The sequence below is a fragment of the Stygiolobus sp. CP850M genome (assembly GCF_037389425.1).
Taxonomy (GTDB): Archaea; Thermoproteota; Thermoprotei_A; order Sulfolobales; family Sulfolobaceae; genus Stygiolobus.
Genome location: NZ_JBBHKR010000057.1, coordinates 1 through 19,259 on the forward strand (window position 1 = coordinate 1; position 19,259 = coordinate 19,259).

Annotated in this window: 14 protein-coding genes and 4 pseudogenes; 8 read left to right on the plus strand and 10 right to left on the minus strand. The window is 36.5% G+C overall.

All coding sequences use genetic code 11. The features are described 5' to 3' along the window. From WIW89_RS05730 to WIW89_RS05740, 3 genes and pseudogenes are all read left to right on the plus strand, one after another. A pseudogene (locus WIW89_RS05730) lies at positions 1 to 1,255 on the plus strand (hypothetical protein); the annotation flags it as partial. An 84-nt stretch (positions 1,256 to 1,339) separates the two neighbouring features. After that, on the plus strand, positions 1,340 to 1,639 hold the full coding sequence (locus WIW89_RS05735) for a hypothetical protein (RefSeq protein WP_337720064.1): 300 nt from the start codon (positions 1,340 to 1,342) through the stop codon (positions 1,637 to 1,639). 331 nt (positions 1,640 to 1,970) lie between these two features. Continuing rightward, complete coding sequence (locus tag WIW89_RS05740; protein ID WP_337720065.1) at positions 1,971 to 2,414, plus strand: hypothetical protein; 444 nt, start codon at positions 1,971 to 1,973, stop codon at positions 2,412 to 2,414. 743 nt (positions 2,415 to 3,157) lie between these two features. Here the strand turns inward: WIW89_RS05740 and WIW89_RS05745 are convergent. Continuing rightward, a pseudogene (locus WIW89_RS05745) lies at positions 3,158 to 4,045 on the minus strand (IS5 family transposase). A 664-nt stretch (positions 4,046 to 4,709) separates the two neighbouring features. On the opposite strand from WIW89_RS05745, the gene WIW89_RS05750 reads away from it, so the two are divergent. The 3 genes and pseudogenes from WIW89_RS05750 to WIW89_RS05760 all read left to right on the plus strand — a co-directional run. Continuing rightward, the gene (locus WIW89_RS05750; protein ID WP_337720066.1) at positions 4,710 to 5,552 is read left to right on the plus strand and encodes a metallophosphoesterase family protein; all 843 of its coding nucleotides are present in this window, start codon (positions 4,710 to 4,712) and stop codon (positions 5,550 to 5,552) included. Between the two features lie 259 nt (positions 5,553 to 5,811). Beyond that, on the plus strand, positions 5,812 to 6,909 hold the full coding sequence (locus tag WIW89_RS05755) for a transposase (protein ID WP_337720067.1): 1,098 nt from the start codon (positions 5,812 to 5,814) through the stop codon (positions 6,907 to 6,909). A gap of 100 nt (positions 6,910 to 7,009) precedes the next feature. Beyond that, a pseudogene (locus tag WIW89_RS05760) lies at positions 7,010 to 7,132 on the plus strand (RNA-guided endonuclease TnpB family protein); the annotation flags it as partial. Here the strand turns inward: WIW89_RS05760 and WIW89_RS05765 are convergent. From WIW89_RS05765 to WIW89_RS05785, 5 genes and pseudogenes are all read right to left on the minus strand, one after another. Next, positions 7,088 to 7,813 carry a serine/threonine-protein kinase gene (locus tag WIW89_RS05765; RefSeq protein ID WP_337720068.1) on the minus strand — a complete coding sequence of 242 codons (726 nt, stop codon included), beginning with the start codon at positions 7,811 to 7,813 and terminating at the stop codon, positions 7,088 to 7,090. The pseudogene WIW89_RS05760 and the gene WIW89_RS05765 sit on opposite strands and share 45 nt — an antisense overlap. A 22-nt stretch (positions 7,814 to 7,835) precedes the next feature. After that, complete coding sequence (locus tag WIW89_RS05770) at positions 7,836 to 8,015, minus strand: hypothetical protein (protein WP_337720069.1); 180 nt, start codon at positions 8,013 to 8,015, stop codon at positions 7,836 to 7,838. A gap of 24 nt (positions 8,016 to 8,039) precedes the next feature. Further along, entirely contained in the window at positions 8,040 to 8,459 is a 420-nt protein-coding gene (locus tag WIW89_RS05775; RefSeq protein ID WP_337720070.1) for an ankyrin repeat domain-containing protein, read from the minus strand. A 34-nt stretch (positions 8,460 to 8,493) separates the two neighbouring features. Next, positions 8,494 to 8,715, minus strand: a complete 222-nt coding sequence (locus WIW89_RS05780; RefSeq protein ID WP_337720071.1) for a hypothetical protein — start codon at positions 8,713 to 8,715, stop codon at positions 8,494 to 8,496. A gap of 790 nt (positions 8,716 to 9,505) precedes the next feature. Beyond that, a pseudogene (locus WIW89_RS05785) lies at positions 9,506 to 10,375 on the minus strand (IS630 family transposase). 518 nt (positions 10,376 to 10,893) lie between these two features. On the opposite strand from WIW89_RS05785, the gene glyS reads away from it, so the two are divergent. Continuing rightward, positions 10,894 to 12,315: a glycine--tRNA ligase gene (gene glyS, locus WIW89_RS05790; protein ID WP_337720072.1), complete on the plus strand. Its 1,422-nt coding sequence runs from the start codon at positions 10,894 to 10,896 to the stop codon at positions 12,313 to 12,315. Further along, positions 12,308 to 13,471 carry a hypothetical protein gene (locus WIW89_RS05795; RefSeq protein WP_337720073.1) on the plus strand — a complete coding sequence of 388 codons (1,164 nt, stop codon included), beginning with the start codon at positions 12,308 to 12,310 and terminating at the stop codon, positions 13,469 to 13,471. Before glyS ends, WIW89_RS05795 begins: the two co-directional genes overlap by 8 nt. Before the next feature lie 253 nt (positions 13,472 to 13,724). On the opposite strand, the gene WIW89_RS05800 is transcribed toward WIW89_RS05795, so the two are convergent. From WIW89_RS05800 to WIW89_RS05815, 4 genes are all read right to left on the minus strand, one after another. Beyond that, entirely contained in the window at positions 13,725 to 15,926 is a 2,202-nt protein-coding gene (locus tag WIW89_RS05800; RefSeq protein WP_337720074.1) for a thermopsin family protease, read from the minus strand. A 190-nt stretch (positions 15,927 to 16,116) separates the two neighbouring features. Next, positions 16,117 to 16,404, minus strand: coding sequence for a hypothetical protein (locus tag WIW89_RS05805; RefSeq protein ID WP_337720075.1), 288 nt, complete (start codon positions 16,402 to 16,404; stop codon positions 16,117 to 16,119). A gap of 1,106 nt (positions 16,405 to 17,510) precedes the next feature. Continuing rightward, entirely contained in the window at positions 17,511 to 18,248 is a 738-nt protein-coding gene (locus tag WIW89_RS05810) for a CorA family divalent cation transporter (protein WP_337720076.1), read from the minus strand. A 324-nt stretch (positions 18,249 to 18,572) separates the two neighbouring features. Then, positions 18,573 to 18,728, minus strand: a complete 156-nt coding sequence (locus tag WIW89_RS05815) for a hypothetical protein (RefSeq protein ID WP_337720077.1) — start codon at positions 18,726 to 18,728, stop codon at positions 18,573 to 18,575. Positions 18,729 to 19,259 lie beyond the last annotated feature (531 nt).

Below are 19,259 nucleotides of genomic sequence, written 5' to 3' on the forward strand. Positions count from 1 at the left end.
AAACTATTACGAGGACGTAATATCTCAATTAAATTCTATGGGTATAAACTTCATAGGCATCTGGAATTATAATGGTTGGAACGGTGACCCATTTGGGCTCTGGAATAATCCGTATTTCAATCAGTTGCTTGAATTTGTAGGAATACAACCGATTGAAATAGCCAAAATTGACGTAGTTTCTACACTTCCGTTTTATTACGTAAATGGCTCTATACACAATGCTAATAAAACGTATATCGTTACTTTACCAGCTAATATAACATTTGTTAATGTGAAATACATTAATGGTACTTCCAGGTTTATTCTGGCTGAAGTGACCCTAAATGGAAATACTACTTCTAGTAGTTTCACAATAAATCAACCGGGGGACTATACTATAATAGCAAATTATGTTATGCAGTATTATGTAACTACAAACCTAAACGTTTCCGCTTATATAAACGGAGTTGAAGAAAAATTGAGTACCGGTTGGTACAATAGAGGGTCTACAATTGAAGTATTTCCGCAAGTGATCCCGATAAGCCAACACGAGATCTACAATATCACTCAAACTTTCAATTTTATTGTCGAATCTCCGATGTCAATTAAAATACCTTACATCGTAGAATACTATGTCGAGGTCAATTTCACGGGATCACCATTACTTGCAGTAATAAACGGTACCAATAGAACCCTTGTAAGCGGTTACTACCCGGCTGGGACAACAATAGAAATTCCTAAGTACGAATACTTGAGTTCCTTCGAGAGATTGGAGGTCTTTAGTCAGCCTCAGATATTTATTGTAAATGAACCACTACAAGTTAACATTAAAGCTATCCCACAATTTTGGGTAAATATATATCTACCTAACGGAAGTATTTCAGGGTGGTATAATAACGGTTCGATTATAGTAATTCCTAAAGTTGTAAATGTGATCGGGACAACATATGTACTTAATGGATCTGATGAAATAATTGTTACTCAACCTTTCTTCCTGACTCCGAATTATAAAATATTAGTTAATAATACGCAAACTACGACTAATTCAACCACGACTAACTCTGAAACAACAACCCAATCTTCTGTTACTACGTCAAGTTACAGCACAACCATTATTCAGAATCAAACATCTGTTACGTCAAGTAGTCTATATAGTAATACAACCTCTACTCAGAATCAAACATTTTATGGTACCTTGAATATTTCAGCGCTAATATTGATAATAGTATTGATTATTATCGCTATAATAGTAGTCGTCATTATAGCCAAAAGATGAGTAAAATGAATTGTAAATTCATTATTTTGTGTAATATCTAATTATAGAAAGAAAATTTTTAAGTAACTAAGTAGTATAAAGTATATGGAACTATGTGTAAATACGAAATTGAGCTTTCGAGGTGCAGCAGCAAACGTCAAAGTCTACACTATCTCTGAAAGTGTATGCGATGAAGTATCTAAAATAATTGATGATATATCTTTTTCAGAGTTAATGAATTTAGTCAGAAGGCATGGAGGTTGTGAGATCACTTCAGACGATCCATTGGAGATTAGGACATGCGATAATGAAATTGAGGTTATAGTTAGTCCAGCTAACCTCATCGCTAGGATGGGCTGGGGTAAAGCCGTTAGTAAAGCCAGAGAAAACTGTGAAGGATGTTAAAGAAATTGATAATACGATTTCTCTTTTTACTAATATATAATAATGGATAATTAATAAGAAACTTTTAAGTTTTTTCCTATAGGTTTTATAATTAATTTAAAGTTCACGTGATTATAAGTCCAATTTTCTACTAGAGAATATTATTATTGAAAATAAATATATACAAAGTGAGATTTTCAATCATTAGTTGATGGGTGAATTCTCTTTTTAGTATACGCTTTAGATTAATTTAATTCACCATAATAATTTTATCTGACGGATTATGTAGAAGATTATCATAATACCTAAATGCGAGTAAATTTATTAGGCTAACTATATTAAGTAAGTATGCATGAATGAGTTAGGTCATTCAAACCCAAAAAGATTGACACCTGCAGAATGTGCAGTGGTTATAAGTATAGATATTCTTTCTAAGGCTGGAACTCCTACTACACCTAAGGAGATAGCGGACTATTTGAAAGAGGACGTTCAGACGGTTAGAAATATTTTAGAGAGACTGAGGAAAAAGGGTCTAGTTATCTCTTCACTAGCTTTCGGTCTAGGTGGTTTAGCGAGAATAAGTTCATCTTCTCATGTAAGTGGTAGAGAAAGGATACATAGATTGGTTGATGATATTAGAAATATCTTGCAGCAGCACCCTGAAATAAAAGAATGGGCTAAGGTAGGTCTAGGTATTACGGACGAGAACGAGCTAATAGAGTATATAAACAAACGCGCGGAAGAAAAAAGATTAGAATCCTACCAAAATTCCAAAAAGACCTTGTCAAAAAATTAGATGAATATAAGGGGAATTAGGAATGTTATAGTATAATTCAGATTAACATTAAGGAAGTAAACACCTAAAATTAAGTAGTGTAAGTGATTAATTATGAATTCAAGTTGTTTTTTAATATCCTAACTGAGTTTTTAATATTCTCACTAAAACTAGGATTTATGCTCAATAGCCAAAACTATTTATATACTTGATAGCGAGCTAGTAAAACATTTATAATAAGATATTATTAACATAACAAGTTTATTAAAAGTAATAAAATAATATATTTAATAAAATAAAAAATAAAGGTAAGTTTAAGTTAGATAGATAGACTCCTAAAGAACTTTAATGTTAATTCAGTAAAATATTTCTAGAATTATGTGTTGGCTACCACTTGGAACACTACTAAGGCAGAAAATAATAGATTAATGAAATTATTTCTTTATAAAGAAAAATAACTAATACTTCCTTGTTGAATTCAAATACGATACTACTGATAACCGTTTATGAAGCATCTGGACATCTGTCCAGTTTTACCAATCCCATGTAAAAATGTCCGAGTATCTGTAAGGTGACTAGGGAATAAGATTGTATTCACAGTCGTGGAACCCGAAAAGAGAACCTTTCTACCCTAAGGGAACGATAATAGTGTAAGTTAATATCAGGATATGCTTTGTTGATCTCTTCAATTTATTTCATAAGCATGATATGATACATTGAGAATTTTTCAGTAATTAATATTTATTTCAACGTTATTTGCAAGCTTACACCCTAATACCCGGAGCTCTACCAACTAAGGAATTAGCCAAGTGGACCATCCACGCATAAGCCCAGAACTTGAGCTTAGCCTCAACCACTTGTCCCAAAAAGCTTGTAGCCCTGACGGATTCCCCAAAAGTGCGCTTCACAGCTGAGAATAAGGATTCAATCTTCCACCTAACACCATAACCCTTCTCCTCCCTCCAACGATTATAACCTCTTGAACTCTTTTACAGCCTAGCTGGATGGCCGCGCCTAGTAGAAGCGTTCTTCCTAGGTGGGACAACGACCTCAACCCCGGTCTTGTAAACCTTATTAGCATCATAAACTTTATCTCCATAAAATTTCTTGACCTTCTTTCCCTTGTCTTGTAAATCCTTAACTGTCTTAACTGCAGTCTCAACCTCGTTTGTGGTTACTTCGGCGTTTATTATGTTGAATTGGTCTTTATCCATTACTATTTCGATCTTGAGGAATTTTGAGTCCTTGGTTTTACCCCATTTTGCTATAATGTATTGTCCTCCCTTGTTTGTGCTTATTCCCGTTGCGTCTGCTATTACTTCCAGCTCGTCGTTTGCTTCTGGGAATTTTATGTTCATGTTTCTTACTCTTTCCCATATTGTTGAGTAGTCTAGGCTTGTTGGGATGATTTTCAGTCTCTCTAGTGCTCTCAATACTCCTTCAATAGCCCTATAAGGTAAGAACAAGTGGAGGAATGCTAGGAATTCGTTGAACTCCTTTGGTGCCTTGTAGGTTTTCTTTGCATATCTATTCTCCTCTGCTAGTAAATCCCACCAGTGTTCGAAGACGTAGAAGGGGAACATAAGGGTATATCTCATTATAACGTTCTCGTCGTACTTGTGCCAATCCCTCTTGTACTTACTCTTTCCCATGGGTAATACTCGTAATTATTTTTTATAAATTTTTGTATAATTCTGAAGTAGTCCACAAAGCAATCAGGATAATAATGTTTAAATAGTAAGCAATGTGTGTAGAACATATTACCTCATCGTATTCTCTGCGTACATCGTGTTGATTTAAGTGAAAGTGATAACGGTTAATGGTCATTTTTAGTAATCATGTATTCTCTTCCACAATGCGGATTCAAGCGTGAAAGGGATCTTGAAGGCTAGAAATGACACACTCATTTTATAACCGAATTGATTAAAGGTCAAGGCTAATCGACTCTTCCTGAAGTATTGTAGAGAAACGAGGTGAATCCATTTACCACGTGAAAATACACGATGATAATTAGTTTATATACTCGAAGAACAATGTAGATAAATTTTCTAATTAGTGTAGATCTACAACAGTTTATACTGTTTAGAAAAATTAGTTTAGAAATGTTGACAATTTATTTTGACTATATAAATTTTTAGAATATAAAACTCATAAGTTATAAATTTCAAGGTAAAGAACTGAATCTCGTTAAGTGTCGCAACTTATGCAAGCAAAATGATTTATCTATCCTTAAAATGAGGCTACTTGAAACATATTATCCACAATTAAGATTAGGGACTATTAATCATTTAAATGCAGGTAACGTATCTATACTTAATGACTAAAGTACTTGTTACGACAGATATTCATATGCCGTCACCTTACTTAGCTACAATACTGGAGGGGATAAAACTGGTAAAACCCGATGCCCTTATAATCTCAGGAGGCTTGACCGTTGACGGAAAGCTAGGAGATCTGGAAAAACTTTTCGTAAAGTTGAGGAAAGCTGGTCAGAGAATGAGGGTAATTACAGTTCTGGGAAACCATGACTTATGGATACACGAGAAAGACACAGACAGCATCAGCAAAATAGAAAGAATAAACAAGCTAAGCGAAAAATACAACGTAGAACTGTTAGATGCTATAGATAGGACACAGTTAGGGGATTACGACGTTGTTGGCAATGTAGGTTGGTATGATTACTCTTTTGCCCCAGGCTATACCGATTTCGATTATGAAAATTGTAATCCCTACGGGTTTAGCAAAGAGTATATAAGGAGTAATTGTGTTTACCTCAGCACTATGAATGAGTGTCCTTGTTATAGTTGGCACAACGACTGCTTATATACAAAGCTTGAATCAAGGAGTTTCGCTAAGACAAATAAGGAGAAGATAAAAAGGAACATAAGGGGGAGACAAACCATAATAGTCACACATCATGCACCGCTTAAGGATTTGATTAAAAAACGTTCATTTTTCAACGCTTATGATGGACAAGACTTATCTGACATAATTTTCAATCCCAACAACAAGATACTCTACTACATTTACGGGCATCTCCACGAAAATTCAGTAACTCCTAAAATGACGATAAACGGAATTACTTTCATGAACGCTTATTCATTTCAATTCAAGGTTAAGGATTACGTACAAAACGCTATATTAAATCTACAAACCTAACCTACCATTTTATCTATAACGTAATTGCTTGGTTAGACCATTTTGGATGAAGAAAGAAAATATAGCTCGTTTTGATTATACTTATTTCGTAACAATATTCTCTACATGAAAGACTATAAACTTGCAATCACATTATTTTCGATAGGCATACAGCCTCAGCTCGTTTAATAGCCAGCAGTTATGGGAATCTTAGGGAGGTAATACCAAGAAGTCGGTATTAGCGAGAAGTTTTTATTTTTCAACGTTGTTCTACTGAAAGATGTTGAAGGGACAAGTAGAGTACGCTAAGGAGAGGTTGGTCAAGGCAGTCAACCAAGTTTTGGGCATAGTGAGAAGGAACGGGAGGAGCAGGAGGGTAGGACTAGCACTAGTCCTCATGACCCTGCTAGGCGGTAGGGCCAGCGTGAAGAATGCTGCTGAGACGTTCGGGTTAGACTACGCAAACCTGCTGGAGGCGTTGGGAGAACTCGAAGACGCGTGGAGGGACTACTTAAAGGTCCTGTCGGGGCTGGTGAAAGGTGAGGTGGCAGTGATCATAGACGACACCGTGGACCACAAGGAGTACTCCAGAGGAAAGGACGTGAGCCCCCACGGAAACTACTGGATCTACTGCCACACCCACGGGAGGTTCGAGAGGGGCGTCCAGCTCCTCACGGTCGCCATAGTGGACCTCTCCACGGGCAGGGCGTTCATGGTGGGGGCTTTCCCCTACGCCGTGAGGAAGATGTTGGACTTGGGGATGGTCACCGAGTTCAAGACCAAGATCGACTTGGCCAGGGAGATGTTGGACGTGCTCAAGGGGTACTTCCGCGTGTCCAAGGTCGTCTTCGACTCGTGGTACTGGTCGGAGAAGCTCGTGAAGGACAACGTGGTGTCTGAGCTCAAGTCCAACCGGAGGCTACTCAGGGTCGAGTCGGTCCGGGGGACCCTCGAGGAGGTGGAGGGACACCTCCGAGTGGGGGACCTATCCCCCGGCGTCTACTACGCCGACCTGACTCTGGGAGACCGAGTGATTACGGTAAAATTGCTAGTCCGGGAACGTGACTCCGGGACACACGCCAAGTACCTCTACACGACCGATCTCTCGCTCAGCGAGGAGGAGATCGAGGAGGCATGGAAAATGAGGTGGGAGATCGAGGAGCTCCACAGGGACGTGAAGGCCTTGGGACTGGAGGACTCCTCGTTCTGGAGGAGAGAGAGGCTTCAGGGCTACCTCACGATCTTCACCATCATGGTCAACGTTGTCAGGGAGCTGATAGGGGAGCTGAACCTGAGGAGTGTGGAGGCGTTCCTCAGGTTCGTTGAACGTTATTTAGGCGGACCGCCTGGGCTAATGAAAATCTTTAAGTTACGTTAAAGTCCCATAACTGCTGTAATAGCATTAAAGGGATTAGGGATATTAAATAATGTCAAATGACATAAAATTCACGGTTTATCTGAAACTGTTGACAACGGCGTTGATAAACGAGCTTGAGAAGATTAACAATCTAGCTTCCCATTATGTTGACAAGGCTATAAATGATGCTTACTCAATATTAAAGGGGTGGAAGAGGAGGGCCAAAAAGGGCATACGCAGTATTTTTAGTTGTAAGTCTAGTATATTGCTTATTAGATAAAATGGATATAAGTTCTTCAGTAGAATATCTGTCTTCTTTCTTGGGAGATAAACACTTCAAAAATATTTTGTCATAATCCTTTAGGTCTGGATCAATGCTGGACGGTAGAGTGATTTGCATATTAAGTTTTTTACTATATACTTCTACATATCCTTGGAAAACCGGCCTACCAGGAAGGATCTCATAAAATACTTCACATACTTGATATACATCCGTTTTTTCGTCAATTGGACCTAATTGTGGATCTAATTGTTCCGGTGCCGCGTAAATAAGGGTAAATGCTTCGTTGTTTGTAGATGTGATTATATCTGAAAATTTTGCTGTTCCCCAATCACTAATCTTCGCCCTACCGTTAGCATCTAAAAGTATGTTAGATGGTTTTATGTCCCTATGAATTATTCCCTTTTCATGAGCGTGTTTTAGTCCAGAAAGAACATCTAAAATTATCCTAGTAGCTGTATCCTTATCAAAAGTCTTTCCGTGAAGTGACCCCTTCATTAGTTCCATTACCTTGTAAGGTCTAGGATTTATATCATAACCTAAGAGTTTTACTATATTTGGATGATTTTTTAATTGTAGCCATACTGCCAACTCTTTGACAAAATCCTTATCAGGAACTATAGGAACTTTTATAGCTACAAGCAATGAATCTTTTTTCCCTCCTCGCTTAGTAAACTATAGCGGAACCACCTACACCTATAGTTTCCAAGACCTCGTAGTTGGGGATTTGCATTACGCCTTGGTTTCTTATTATTGATTGTTGTTCTACTATAGGTAATTTTTCATTTTTGTCTGATTTTCTTTCAATATCACCCTTATCTACCCGTGTTGCTTCATTACCTTGCATCCTAGGTTTCCTAGGTACTTCAGATTAACTATTTCTCATGGCACTCTCAAGTAAACTACGAATTACACTATCTTCAGCATAATCTAAGGGAATACACCCCCCATTGTCGGCAATCCGCGGGTCAGCGCCACGCTCAAGCATCAGTTTGACAATCTCGACATGACCTTCTTTTGCTGCTTCATGCAATGGCGTACTGCCGTAATTATCTTTAGCGTTTGGGTCAGCACCACGCTTAAGCAAAACCCTAACAATCTCAACATGACCATTAAGTGGTGCTTTATGCAATGGCGTCCTCCTCCCAGTGAGCAAAGTTTCAGTGTTTGGGTTCGCCCCCTTTTCGAGTGCTGTTTGTACTTTAATCAAGTCACCAAACTCAGCCGCCTCGAGGAGTTCATCGTCCCAGTTTTCTTCCTTCTTCCGAAACCAGTCCCAGAATCCTACCATCTTCTGCACCCCACCTTGTGCTATCGATTGGTTTTCACCCGGCATCTAGGTTATTCACGGTAGCTACATTTATGGGTACTAATTCTCCATCACTTTCCCGTTTAAAAAATGTCGCTGTTTCCGCACTATTCACAAGACCCCTCAACTCGTCAGTCAACTGCTCCGTTGTCCGCGTAGGGTTAACATTTTGTAAAGTCACTTGATTCCCAGTCTTCCTATTTATCAAAGTCAACTTCACCCTACCCAAACCTCTCAACCATCACTCCTTTCTATACTGATATAATGTGCATAACTTTATAAAAATTTTATTCTATATACTAGACGTTTTATTCTTCATATTCGGTACTTTAAAACAGACGTTACTCTCGTAAATTTTAGGTCACTAACGTAAGAGTCGGTATGGTTTACCGCATCATGCTTAAAGTCTCCTCTTAGACAAGACCAAGTAAGGATATCTCACTTGAAATTCGTCACAACGAAAGATGATCTATCAACCAAATGCCCCTATTTTTCTCCATTTCGCTATGAATTATGCTTAACTATCTCCTTTTATACGAATACCATACCACCCAATGTTATCACAATATCAGCATAACAAGGCATAACCGAAGCCTCTGAAGTCCTTAATACACCGAGAGATTTGAAGGGACTCTCACATTCTGAGAGAAGTTTAACCTAGGAAGACAAGACGTTGCTAGTCTTGGACTTTTTAGGAGTCATGTTGATTTCATTAATATTATCTTTCCCAATGCTTAAAGCTAACGCATGGATTAAAGAAAAATCACTCTTGTTATAGTCTTTTTCATAATAGTTGCAACAAGCTTTTAACTTCTCTCAATACAAAATATAGAAAAATATTGAGAAAAGCCTGTATTATTCTGAGATAAAACTTGATAAAACTTGTTAACAGATAATAAATCAAATATGAGAAAAATTTTCCCATACTTATACCTTCCTCAAGATCCCCAAGCACGTCATGAAACTTATTAATCCAATACCTAGTATAATTACCCTTAGAAACCAAATAATAGAACTTATCCTCAATTCTAGAGCATAACAAGAGTAATAATAAGTATTAACCCAACGCTTCAAATCCTTCCAAACCAACTCAATTGGGTTTAAATCCGGAGAATAGGGAGGCAAGAAAAATAATGTTAAGCCTAAAAGCTGTAACTAAAACATAAGAAGACTTGTGAAACTTAGCATTATCAAGAATCAACACCACATTACCAGAATTCCTAACCCTAAGCAAGTAAAGAAAATTAGCGAAAACCCTAGAATCAACATTGGAATAAATTAGCATAAAACAAGGCTTACCATCAAACAAGGGAATACAAGCTGGAATGTAACCATAACACCTGGATAATCAACCCTAACAACATACAAACCCAACCTCCTAACCCTAGAGGGATCATGACTAATACCAGACTCGTCCATGAAAAACACTTTTACGCCCTTCTTAATAACGCCCTTCAACCTCTCCTTAAGTCAGCATCTATTGGTCTCTCCTTGTCGATCTTGTAGGGTTTTATGCAGGGAATTTTCAGTCTTTTCTCGCCCTTCTCCAAGCTGTAGCTTATTTTTACTTTTGGACTTCTCCTCTATGTTTTTGCCTTCCATATGGTTTTTCCTTGTATTTCTTCTACCTTTATTTCCCTCTAATTTACCTTCTTTTTTTTTTTTTCTTCCTTTTCTCTCCCTGTGCAATAGACATTTTTCTCCCTCTCTGGAATTCGTTAATCCATCTATATACTGTGCTCTTGTGAACTTGTAGTATTTTGGCTATTTCACTAATTTTCATTCCTTCCATGTATTGCCCTAGCCTTTGTCTCGTTTAGGTTATTTGGCTTCTTGCTAATTAGCTTCCTTATCTCCCTTTTTAAGGTCCTTAGCACACTAAGCCCAACAGCTCCCATTACTAACACTAGATTTAACTCCCTACTAGCCCCCGTTGCAGCTAATATGAAAAAGACTATAAGTAAAAACTCTGAAGAAGAACATAATTAACAAATTAAAAGAAGAAGTAAAAATGAGTAAAAGATGAAAAATTTAAAAAGATTTTTTGTATTATTTATATTAATATTATAATAAATGTAAAAATTGTATAGTGTAAGTTATTAATTATGGTTTTATTATACATAGAAAAATTTTCTGTATATAAATACTAACTAAGATTCTGAATATATTTTGTCAAAATTAGGATTTATAACTCAATATTTATACTATTTGTACGCTTAATATACCTCCTACGTCGATTAGATTAACGCATAGCATTGTTGAGGACGAAAGCAGTATTGCTTATAATGATCAATTTATAAATTAAATAAATTACTATAATCAAATTAATCTAGTGAGTTAGTTAAGTGTATATAATGAGATAAACATTAGTAAAATTTATATATCGTAGTGAGCTAATATTAATTAGATGAATAAAATGAGTCAAAGTAAGTACAAGCAAGATGTAGAAAGATTCCTAAGGAATTTTTACGTTAATTCAGCAGAAATTTACAAAGGTAGAAATATTTCTGGATTTATAGATTGGCTACCACCAGGTGCAATGCTAAGGCAGAAAATAATAGATAGCTGGATTAATTTCTTCATAAAGAAAATACCTAATGTCTTCTTAATGGATGGAAGTACGATACTGCCATTAATCGTCTTTGAGGCATCTGGACATCTTTCCAATTTTACTGATCCCGTGATAAAATGTCCAAAATGCTCGAATACCTATAGAGTAGATCACTTACTAAAGGAAACTAATGGTAAACTAATCTGCCCTAGAGATTTAACTGATCTAAAAGAACAAGAAACAAAACAAAAGAGTCTAATGTTGGAACTCACAGTAGGTTTGACCGATGAGATAAATGCCGCATTAAGACCAGAGACTGCACAAAATATTTACATTAATTTCATGAATTTTAAAGCAATTGGACTAAAGTTACCATTCGCTATAGCACAAGTAGGCAGATCTTACAGAAATGAAATATCGCCCCGTGGATCTAGGCTCAGAGAGTTCGTACAGATGGAAATAGAAGAATTCGTTCTACCCTCTCATTTAGATTCACATCCACTTTATGACAGCGTTAAAGAGATTAGATTACCCATATTTTATGAAGACCAGACTATCGAAATGGAGTTAAATGAAGCCGTTAAAAAAGGTTTAGTGCCGAATGTTAGACTAGCCTTTTGGATAGGTAGAGAGTGGCAATGGCTAACCAATGAACTAGGTTTACCTGGCAATAAGATTAGATTCAGAGTCGTACCACCTGAAGAGAGGGCCTTCTACTCTAAGGGGACGATAGACGTGGAAGTAAATATAGAAGATGATTGGGTCGAAATAATAGGGAATGCTTACAGAACGGATTATGATCTCACTGTGCACTCTAAATATTCTGGTGCTAATTTAAGTGAAAACGGTATGATCCCGCATGTTGTAGAACCGTCCTTTGGCCTAGATAGAATTGCAATGGCTGTTTTACTGCTAAACTATGACCCTAGTCCATCAGATAGAAATTGGCCACTATTTAGAATACCATACAAAATATCGCCTTTAGAAGTAGGTATAGCCTCTATCCATCATAGCGATGAATTTATTAACGTTGCTGAAAAAGTCGATTTAACATTAAGATCATTGGGTTACGTTACATTTAAATTATTTGAAAAAGGTAAAATAGAGGCTCAATATGCTAAAGCTGATACTCTAGGTATCCCATTAGTAGTTACTGTAGATTCTAAAACTTTAGATGAAAATACAGTAACTATTAGAAATAGGGATACGAAGGCGCAAATAAGGGTAAATATTAGAGAAATAGGACAGGCTATAAAAAACCTTCTTTTAGGCGGAGGATATGAATAAAGAAAATAATGGACCTTTTATAATTATAAGACTTTTTATAATTATATTCAGCGTACTTGCGTCCTTTTTTAAGCGAGAATCTTTTAAAGAAGGGATTCATACATCTTTTTTTGCAACTGTAGGATTGGGTATTTTCTATTATCTTGACATGAAAGGACTTTCTCTAATATTTACAATTCCGTTAATTATACTGATATATGGATTAACTATATTAGTAATTTTAGGACTAGAAAGAATGTCAATACACGAAAATAATTGGGCACAATTATTCTTAATTATAGGCTTTGTTTTTTATGACGTACCAGCTAGTTTAGGTTATTTATCGTATTTTGCAAATAATGACATAGCCTTAATCTTTAACTTACCCTTCGAGTTCACAGTATTTATAACAGTATTTATTTCTATTATACTTTTTATAATAATGTATTATTATAGAAATTCTACATATTTTGTAAAATTCAAATACTATTATACATCATCACTAATCCTACTCATCCCACTCTTAGGTGCAGGTGATAAAATACAGATAACTGAAATAGACTGGATAGGTTTAACGTTATTTGCGATGGTAGGCTTTACACCTATATTTAATAAATTAAGGGAGAAAAAATACTTGAATTCCCCAGATGAAAGGAAGGAATTCATATATGGTGTTATAATGGGTTTTTTAGTGATAACTGTAATTATTATATTATATATTTTAATTGGTCATTTTAATCTTGTACTAAACATAAATCCTAAAGTAGGTAAACTATTAGTAGGGATAAATGGATTGATAGCTTATTTAGCCTTCTCTACATCCTTTGCAGACCTCACTTATCATCTCTTTAAAAAGTACATAAACGAGAAAGGAAAATCAGAAAATATTCAGAGAAATTTAAGAACAAGGGTTATGCCTTTAATAAATAGCATGAGCATAAGACAAATCCTGTTTAATAGAATAACCACGAGTATAAGACAAATTGATAGTAAAACTATATTAATAGTCGTGACAATACTAATAACAATACTAATAGATATAATATTAGGGACTATAATATTAATATTGAGGTTGCCAGTGCATCAATATCTCGTCTACTCTGGTTTAGCAGGAGGATTGTTACAATACATCATCCCGATAATATATATATTAATTGAGGCTAAAAAGAAAAAATAACTTTTTATAACATAAAAAATCAACAATCAATTTTCAACTCTATATGTATGTTATTTTTCCAACTAACACTATCGTAAATAGATTCGCTAAAATTCTGAACGTGATCTACTCCAACACTTAATATATAGTTTGAAGACGATGACATAAAATTCAATATTTAGCATATATTATTACGACAACAGCTAGTATTACCAGGATTAAAGCTACTATTAATAATAAGAAGAACAAGTGCTTCTCAAAAGCTCTTAACAAACTACCTAATTTTATGTATTGATACTGCAATAATTATTTTATTCATCGGTGCATTAATAGTCTGAGTAGTAGTTAGTGTAGGCACGGAGATGTTGTTAGTAGTTATAGGCGTAGTAACTGACACATAAGGTATTTGTATATTACTTATGATAGAGATAGAGCTGCTCTTTGAATTAGCTACGTAAATTGAATTACCTACAATACAGTCCCCTTGAGGAAAATTTCCTACGGGCATAATCGCTACGACATCATCGTCAGTAAGGTTTACAATTGTTAGAGTATCACTACCGCGGTTTACAACAAACATCAAATTGCCCCCGATCTTAATGTTTGTAAGACTGCTACCAGTTACTATTTCATTAACTACAGTGTTCGTATTTGGGTTTATAACAGCAACATAATCCCTAGACGCTACGGCAACATAAACGTAGCCCGTGCTAGGGTCTGCAGCAACCCCTAGTGAGAAGGGTAGTGATATAGTAGTTACTTGCGAGTTCGTTTTCGGGTTTATAACAACCACACCTTTATTAGTTGTTGCATAAATCATGCCGTTCACGGGGTCAAAAGCTAACCTTATTGGAATACCGGAAATGCTTATCGTGTTAATTACTTGGTCAGTGTTGGGGTTAATCACAGATATCGTAGTTTCACCAGAATTAGCTACGTAGATTAACCCTTCAGCATATATTATACCTATAGGGCTCGAACCGACTGGCATATAATCAACAATAGCGTTAGTACTCGGATTGAGTACTGCTACTTGGTTAGAAGAGGATAATGTGACATATATTAAATGATTAATGGGGTCTAATGCCATCCTAATAGGGCCACCACTTACATCAATAGTGTCAACAACACTCATAGTAGTTGGGTTTATCACGGTTATTTGATTATTACCGTAGTCTGCAACATACACAAGGCCGTTATACGGGTCATACAGTATTCCAACGGGCCAAATATTTGGGTCATAAACCACTCCGTTCCCGCTCACTAACGTGTTATTAAAGAGGAATAATGTGTACTCCTCAATTTGAGTAGGGGTAGATTGAGTTGAGGTAGTCGTAGTTGAAGGAGATAGTTGGAGTTCTTGTGCACCGAAGTTCTTTATAGACTCGGAGATACTGCCGGGCTCTATTAACGCTTGACCGTTAATGGGAGATACTTCAATCCCTAAAGCCCTTTCTGCAGTGTCTAATGAATAGGGGAAGAAGTTAGGTGGTGATATTATTGTACCGTTTACTAACCGGTACTTAACACTTAAGACTGCTGTACCGCTAGTGAAGACAGCTGAATGCCCGAATATCCCTCCTAAGTTAAGTTCCGCGTCGTAATATAAACCGTTCCCAGTTTTATTCTCTCCATCAACCAAGAAGTAAGACGTGATGAAACCGGGGACTTTAATAGTCAGATTATCGTAGTAAAACGTACCGCTACTGTTCATGATACCGAACATTATTGTGGCCCCGCTTTGGGAGTTATTTACAGTAGTGACTACCGTGGTACCGTTGCTAACATAAAAGCTAAAGGAGGGTTGTAGGTAAATGTAAACATCCGGTCTTACTTTACCTTGAGTAAAATACAGTTCATTTGAGTTCATGATGGCATTATATGTTGTAAAGTTCCACACATTTACTTCCATATTGCCAGTATAGTTTTGCGTATCTATATGAAGTACGTTCTGTACCCAGTATTCTTGCACTCCGTTAGTAGTTAGGACTTGTAAAACAACGTTTTGTTGTAGGGCAATGACCGGTTCCCAACTACCTAGATCTGTTGGATACTCTTCAGCCTTTAGATTATAATAACTTATTGAACCGTAAACAGTGTAAAACTCCAGAACATAAGGTTGGAAGTTCTTCCCTATCCCGTAATCAACAACACCCTGATCCCTAGGTAAGGGTATAACTCTCAACAGAGTAGCATTATAAGCCGTAATCTGGTAACTCCCTCCTTGAAGGTAAAGATAGTATACTCCGGGATTTACAGAGATAGTATAAGTATTTCCAGAGCCGGAAATATCTAGCTTTATATTCTTCCCCTCTCCTCCTACAACTAGTACCACTGGGTAATTAGGGTTTCTTACGTTAAACGAAGTGGTTATGACACTTTGGGTAGTGGAAGATAATGCGTAGCTGATGACGGGGACTAGTTCGAGTATCAGAAGTGATACCAGGATAATATAACTTACTCTCTTTACCCACATAAAATATCTAGCTGATAGTAACCCTTACCCGTATTTAAATTTTTTCTTAAACAACTGGAATGAAAGTAAGTCTAACTATTTCCACTAATTAAGGATAAAGTAGCCCGATTTTTAACCAAATAGTTTTACTCTAGTAAAAATTTCCACGACTGGTTAAACTCTAGTAATTAAATAGGATCAGTAAGAAAAATCAGGGTTGAGGTCTACCTTCAATATCTATTACATAGTTCCCTTTCCTACCCCTTATAAAGAATATTTGCCCGTTAACAGTGTTCACTTCTATTTGATAACCGCTCTGCATAAGAGCGTTTAATAATTGCTGGTGCTCTTGCATTGCCGGCTGTTGAAAAGCCGTTGGAGCTGTGGGTTGTTGAGGCATAAAAGGTTGTTGGGGCATTGACGGTTGTGTAGGAGGTGTCATGGGGCGGGGCATCTGAGTTTGAGGCATCGGTGGTTGGGTGAATGGTTGTTGGGGCATCATAGGGCGGGGTTGAGTGTAAGCTGTTGGGGTTTTGCTGGCTTGGCTGTTGTATTAAGGGTTCAACGATATTCATTAACTCCCACTCTAACCTACCGTGTGTAATCAACCTCACAGTCCCCCAATCGTTAAAGACTTCCACTTCTCCGTGTTCTTCTCCCCTTCTTACGAATATCTTAAATCCATTATCCCTAGGTTCATCCCTATGGATCTCGAAACGTTGGTTTTGCAGTTCACTAACTATTTTATCGTGGAGGGAGTTTACGTCTACATTATCCATTTGGTACGTTTTTTCCATAACCCATCACTGAATTCTCGTCATTATTCCTATTTAAATCTTTTCCTATTATATAAAAATCATGTGATCGAAATAGAATAAATCTCGTGCATAGGGGCTAAACTATAGTTAATATTCTACGGCTAAATATAGGCTTAGTCCCTATCACCCGATATCTGGATTGATATGAGGCTCTATATTTTCAGAAATTAATCCACAACAGTCCTCGAGCGTAAATAGTACTACTAGGGATAAGACACCGGTATAGGTATTTAGAGTATTCAGCTCTAATTTGGCTGATTAAATTAATTTAAGCCTCTACTGCTAATCCCGTAGGCACAGAGTAAAAACGTTTATTAAGCCTCTTAATTTGTTGAAAGGGCCTTTATTCTTAAAATCTAACGTCGTAATGCATATAACTGAAGCTTCATTAAATACGAGTGCTCCCCGCAATAGAGATGGCTTAATAATAATTCATTTATTTTTCTTTAAAGAAAAAATTACAAATTTTCACAAAATTCTGCATATATAAAGTTTTCTCTGTTTCATCCCAATTCGAGGTTGATAATTTAAAGTAGAAAATAGCCTATATTCTACGTATTTAGTAAACAGAAGGTATTACACAGCTTATTTGTATAAGAGCAGATCAAAAGGAATTGGTCAAGTCTCCTCTATGTCACGGTGATTTTCAGGTCCCTCTCTGATTCGAGAGAAGAAGTGACAGATACTATGCGTGTTAGAATTTTTCGAATCACTACCAGACCTAATTAAAACTCCTTAATGAAACTAAGAATGTCTAGCTCAGTGGAACCAGACCGGCACTAGTTGTCTACAACCAATTTATTTTCTTTAAATACAACGTCAGCACTATACCTAGTACGATTAGTGGAGTTAGAAAGTACACCGTATCAATTGAGTCCAGTGATGAAGGCAAAGACGAATAAGAGACGGCGTATATACTAGCAATTGCCGTAATCGGTAGGAATATAAAGGAGATAGAAGTAAGTTTCTTTATTATTATGTTTAACTCGTTTTGTACCTCCGTCAGGTATATGTTATATAGGTCAGCTGACCTAGTTATGAGGATCTCAGATCTCTCATAGGCAAACGCCACGTTGTCCAGTGTGTCCTTACTCACGAACTTAGAGAGCTTTTTAGCGACGTAAAATAGTGAGGACGAGTCAGAGTACAGAGTTTGTATCTCTTTCCTTAGGTCCTTTACCTCTCCTACGTTTTTTACTTGACCCTCGGTTATCCTCTCGAAGAGTTGGTCAAACTTGCGGAAGAGTTCCGTCCTCTTTACACCAAGGTAGTAGACCACCTCGTCTAGGATTACGTCTATTATAGTAGTCAACTCGCAGTTATCGAAGTCGGAGTCCTTAATCATGTTGAATAACTCCTTGCTGTGTATTGTTACTTTACCGTCAATCAATGAAAAATATGTGGACTTTCCGTCGATGTCTATTCTGACGTAGACGTTTTGTCCCATGTAAACAACTCTGTAAACATTTAAGTCATCCAGCGGAAGTTTCGAAATATCTTCATCATATCGGATTTCGCACTTCATAAATAGAGAAAATGTGTTAAAGGTAATAAGCTAATCTACAAGATGTGGGAGTGTGGGCATAATATAGTTACCGAGCTATTTTTATTTCCTCATTTTTAACATTTTATAATACCTCGTCCTCATCACAAAGAAAGTACGCTTAATAAATTTATATGCTAATAACTGCGCTATCAGTATTGACTACAATTTCATTTATTTGAATTTTATAAGGCTATAAGGCACGTCATGAGGCGAATACTACTATTTACCACGTAGTATAAGTTTTTGAAAAAGATATTAATGAAAAAAATATTTAGAAACTTACTAGGTTACTTATAATAATTTTCACTTATTCCCCTTTACCTTGTCTGCAGCTTTTTTAGTCTCTTCTTTAGCCTTTTCTGCAGCTTTTTCCCCAGCTTTCTTTGCCTCTTCAGCCATATCTTTTGCTACGTTCTCTGTTTTCTTTGCCGCATCTTTTAGTTTATCTTTTATACCCATATAATTTCCGTGATATTTTCACTACTTAAAGTTAATAAAGTTTTCTGTAATAGACGGCTAGTAGTTTTTTCCTTGCTATAATAAAAAATCTATTCATGTTTTCATGTGAACAGACTTCCTCTTTCCGCTTAAGGGGGTTCACAAATAAATTCATAATTACACCTGATATGCTGTCGGGTTAGAAAGAAAGCCCCTTGAAAAAGGGACTCTCGTGACCAAAGTTTTAACCCTTCTAAGAATTAGCAATTTACAATCATCTACTGATCTGATTACTTTTCCCAATTCAACACTTTTAGGCTAGGAATCAGCAAATTTACCTTCCCATTAGTCCCATTAAGTTAGAGAGGAGCGTCGTCATCAAAAAGAGAAGTTAGAAGAGTATTGTTTAAACTTTATTCTCTCTACCCCTCAGCTAGATTTTCCCCAATTTCTTGAAACGTCCACGTGCTTATACTTGTCGAAGGATTTATTTCCAGCAAGCCTCATCGTCCTATGTCGTCGCGTCAATCCTCATCGAATAACTAAAACACA

Bases quoted from the DNA above. Each gene is read 5' to 3' on its own strand.
- WIW89_RS05735 (WP_337720064.1), top strand. From the start codon at position 1,340: ATGGAACTATGTGTAAATACGAAATTGAGCTTTCGAGGTGCAGCAGCA.
- WIW89_RS05740 (WP_337720065.1), top strand. From the start codon at position 1,971: ATGAATGAGTTAGGTCATTCAAACCCAAAAAGATTGACACCTGCAGAA.
- WIW89_RS05750 (WP_337720066.1), top strand. From the start codon at position 4,710: ATGACTAAAGTACTTGTTACGACAGATATTCATATGCCGTCACCTTAC.
- WIW89_RS05755 (WP_337720067.1), top strand. From the start codon at position 5,812: ATGTTGAAGGGACAAGTAGAGTACGCTAAGGAGAGGTTGGTCAAGGCA.
- WIW89_RS05770 (WP_337720069.1), bottom strand. From the start codon at position 8,015: ATGCAAGGTAATGAAGCAACACGGGTAGATAAGGGTGATATTGAAAGA.
- WIW89_RS05775 (WP_337720070.1), bottom strand. From the start codon at position 8,459: ATGGTAGGATTCTGGGACTGGTTTCGGAAGAAGGAAGAAAACTGGGAC.
- glyS (WP_337720072.1), top strand. From the start codon at position 10,894: ATGAGTCAAAGTAAGTACAAGCAAGATGTAGAAAGATTCCTAAGGAAT.
- WIW89_RS05795 (WP_337720073.1), top strand. From the start codon at position 12,308: ATGAATAAAGAAAATAATGGACCTTTTATAATTATAAGACTTTTTATA.
- WIW89_RS05800 (WP_337720074.1), bottom strand. From the start codon at position 15,926: ATGTGGGTAAAGAGAGTAAGTTATATTATCCTGGTATCACTTCTGATA.
- WIW89_RS05805 (WP_337720075.1), bottom strand. From the start codon at position 16,404: ATGCCCCAACAACCATTCACCCAACCACCGATGCCTCAAACTCAGATG.
- WIW89_RS05810 (WP_337720076.1), bottom strand. From the start codon at position 18,248: ATGAAGTGCGAAATCCGATATGATGAAGATATTTCGAAACTTCCGCTG.
- WIW89_RS05815 (WP_337720077.1), bottom strand. From the start codon at position 18,728: ATGGGTATAAAAGATAAACTAAAAGATGCGGCAAAGAAAACAGAGAAC.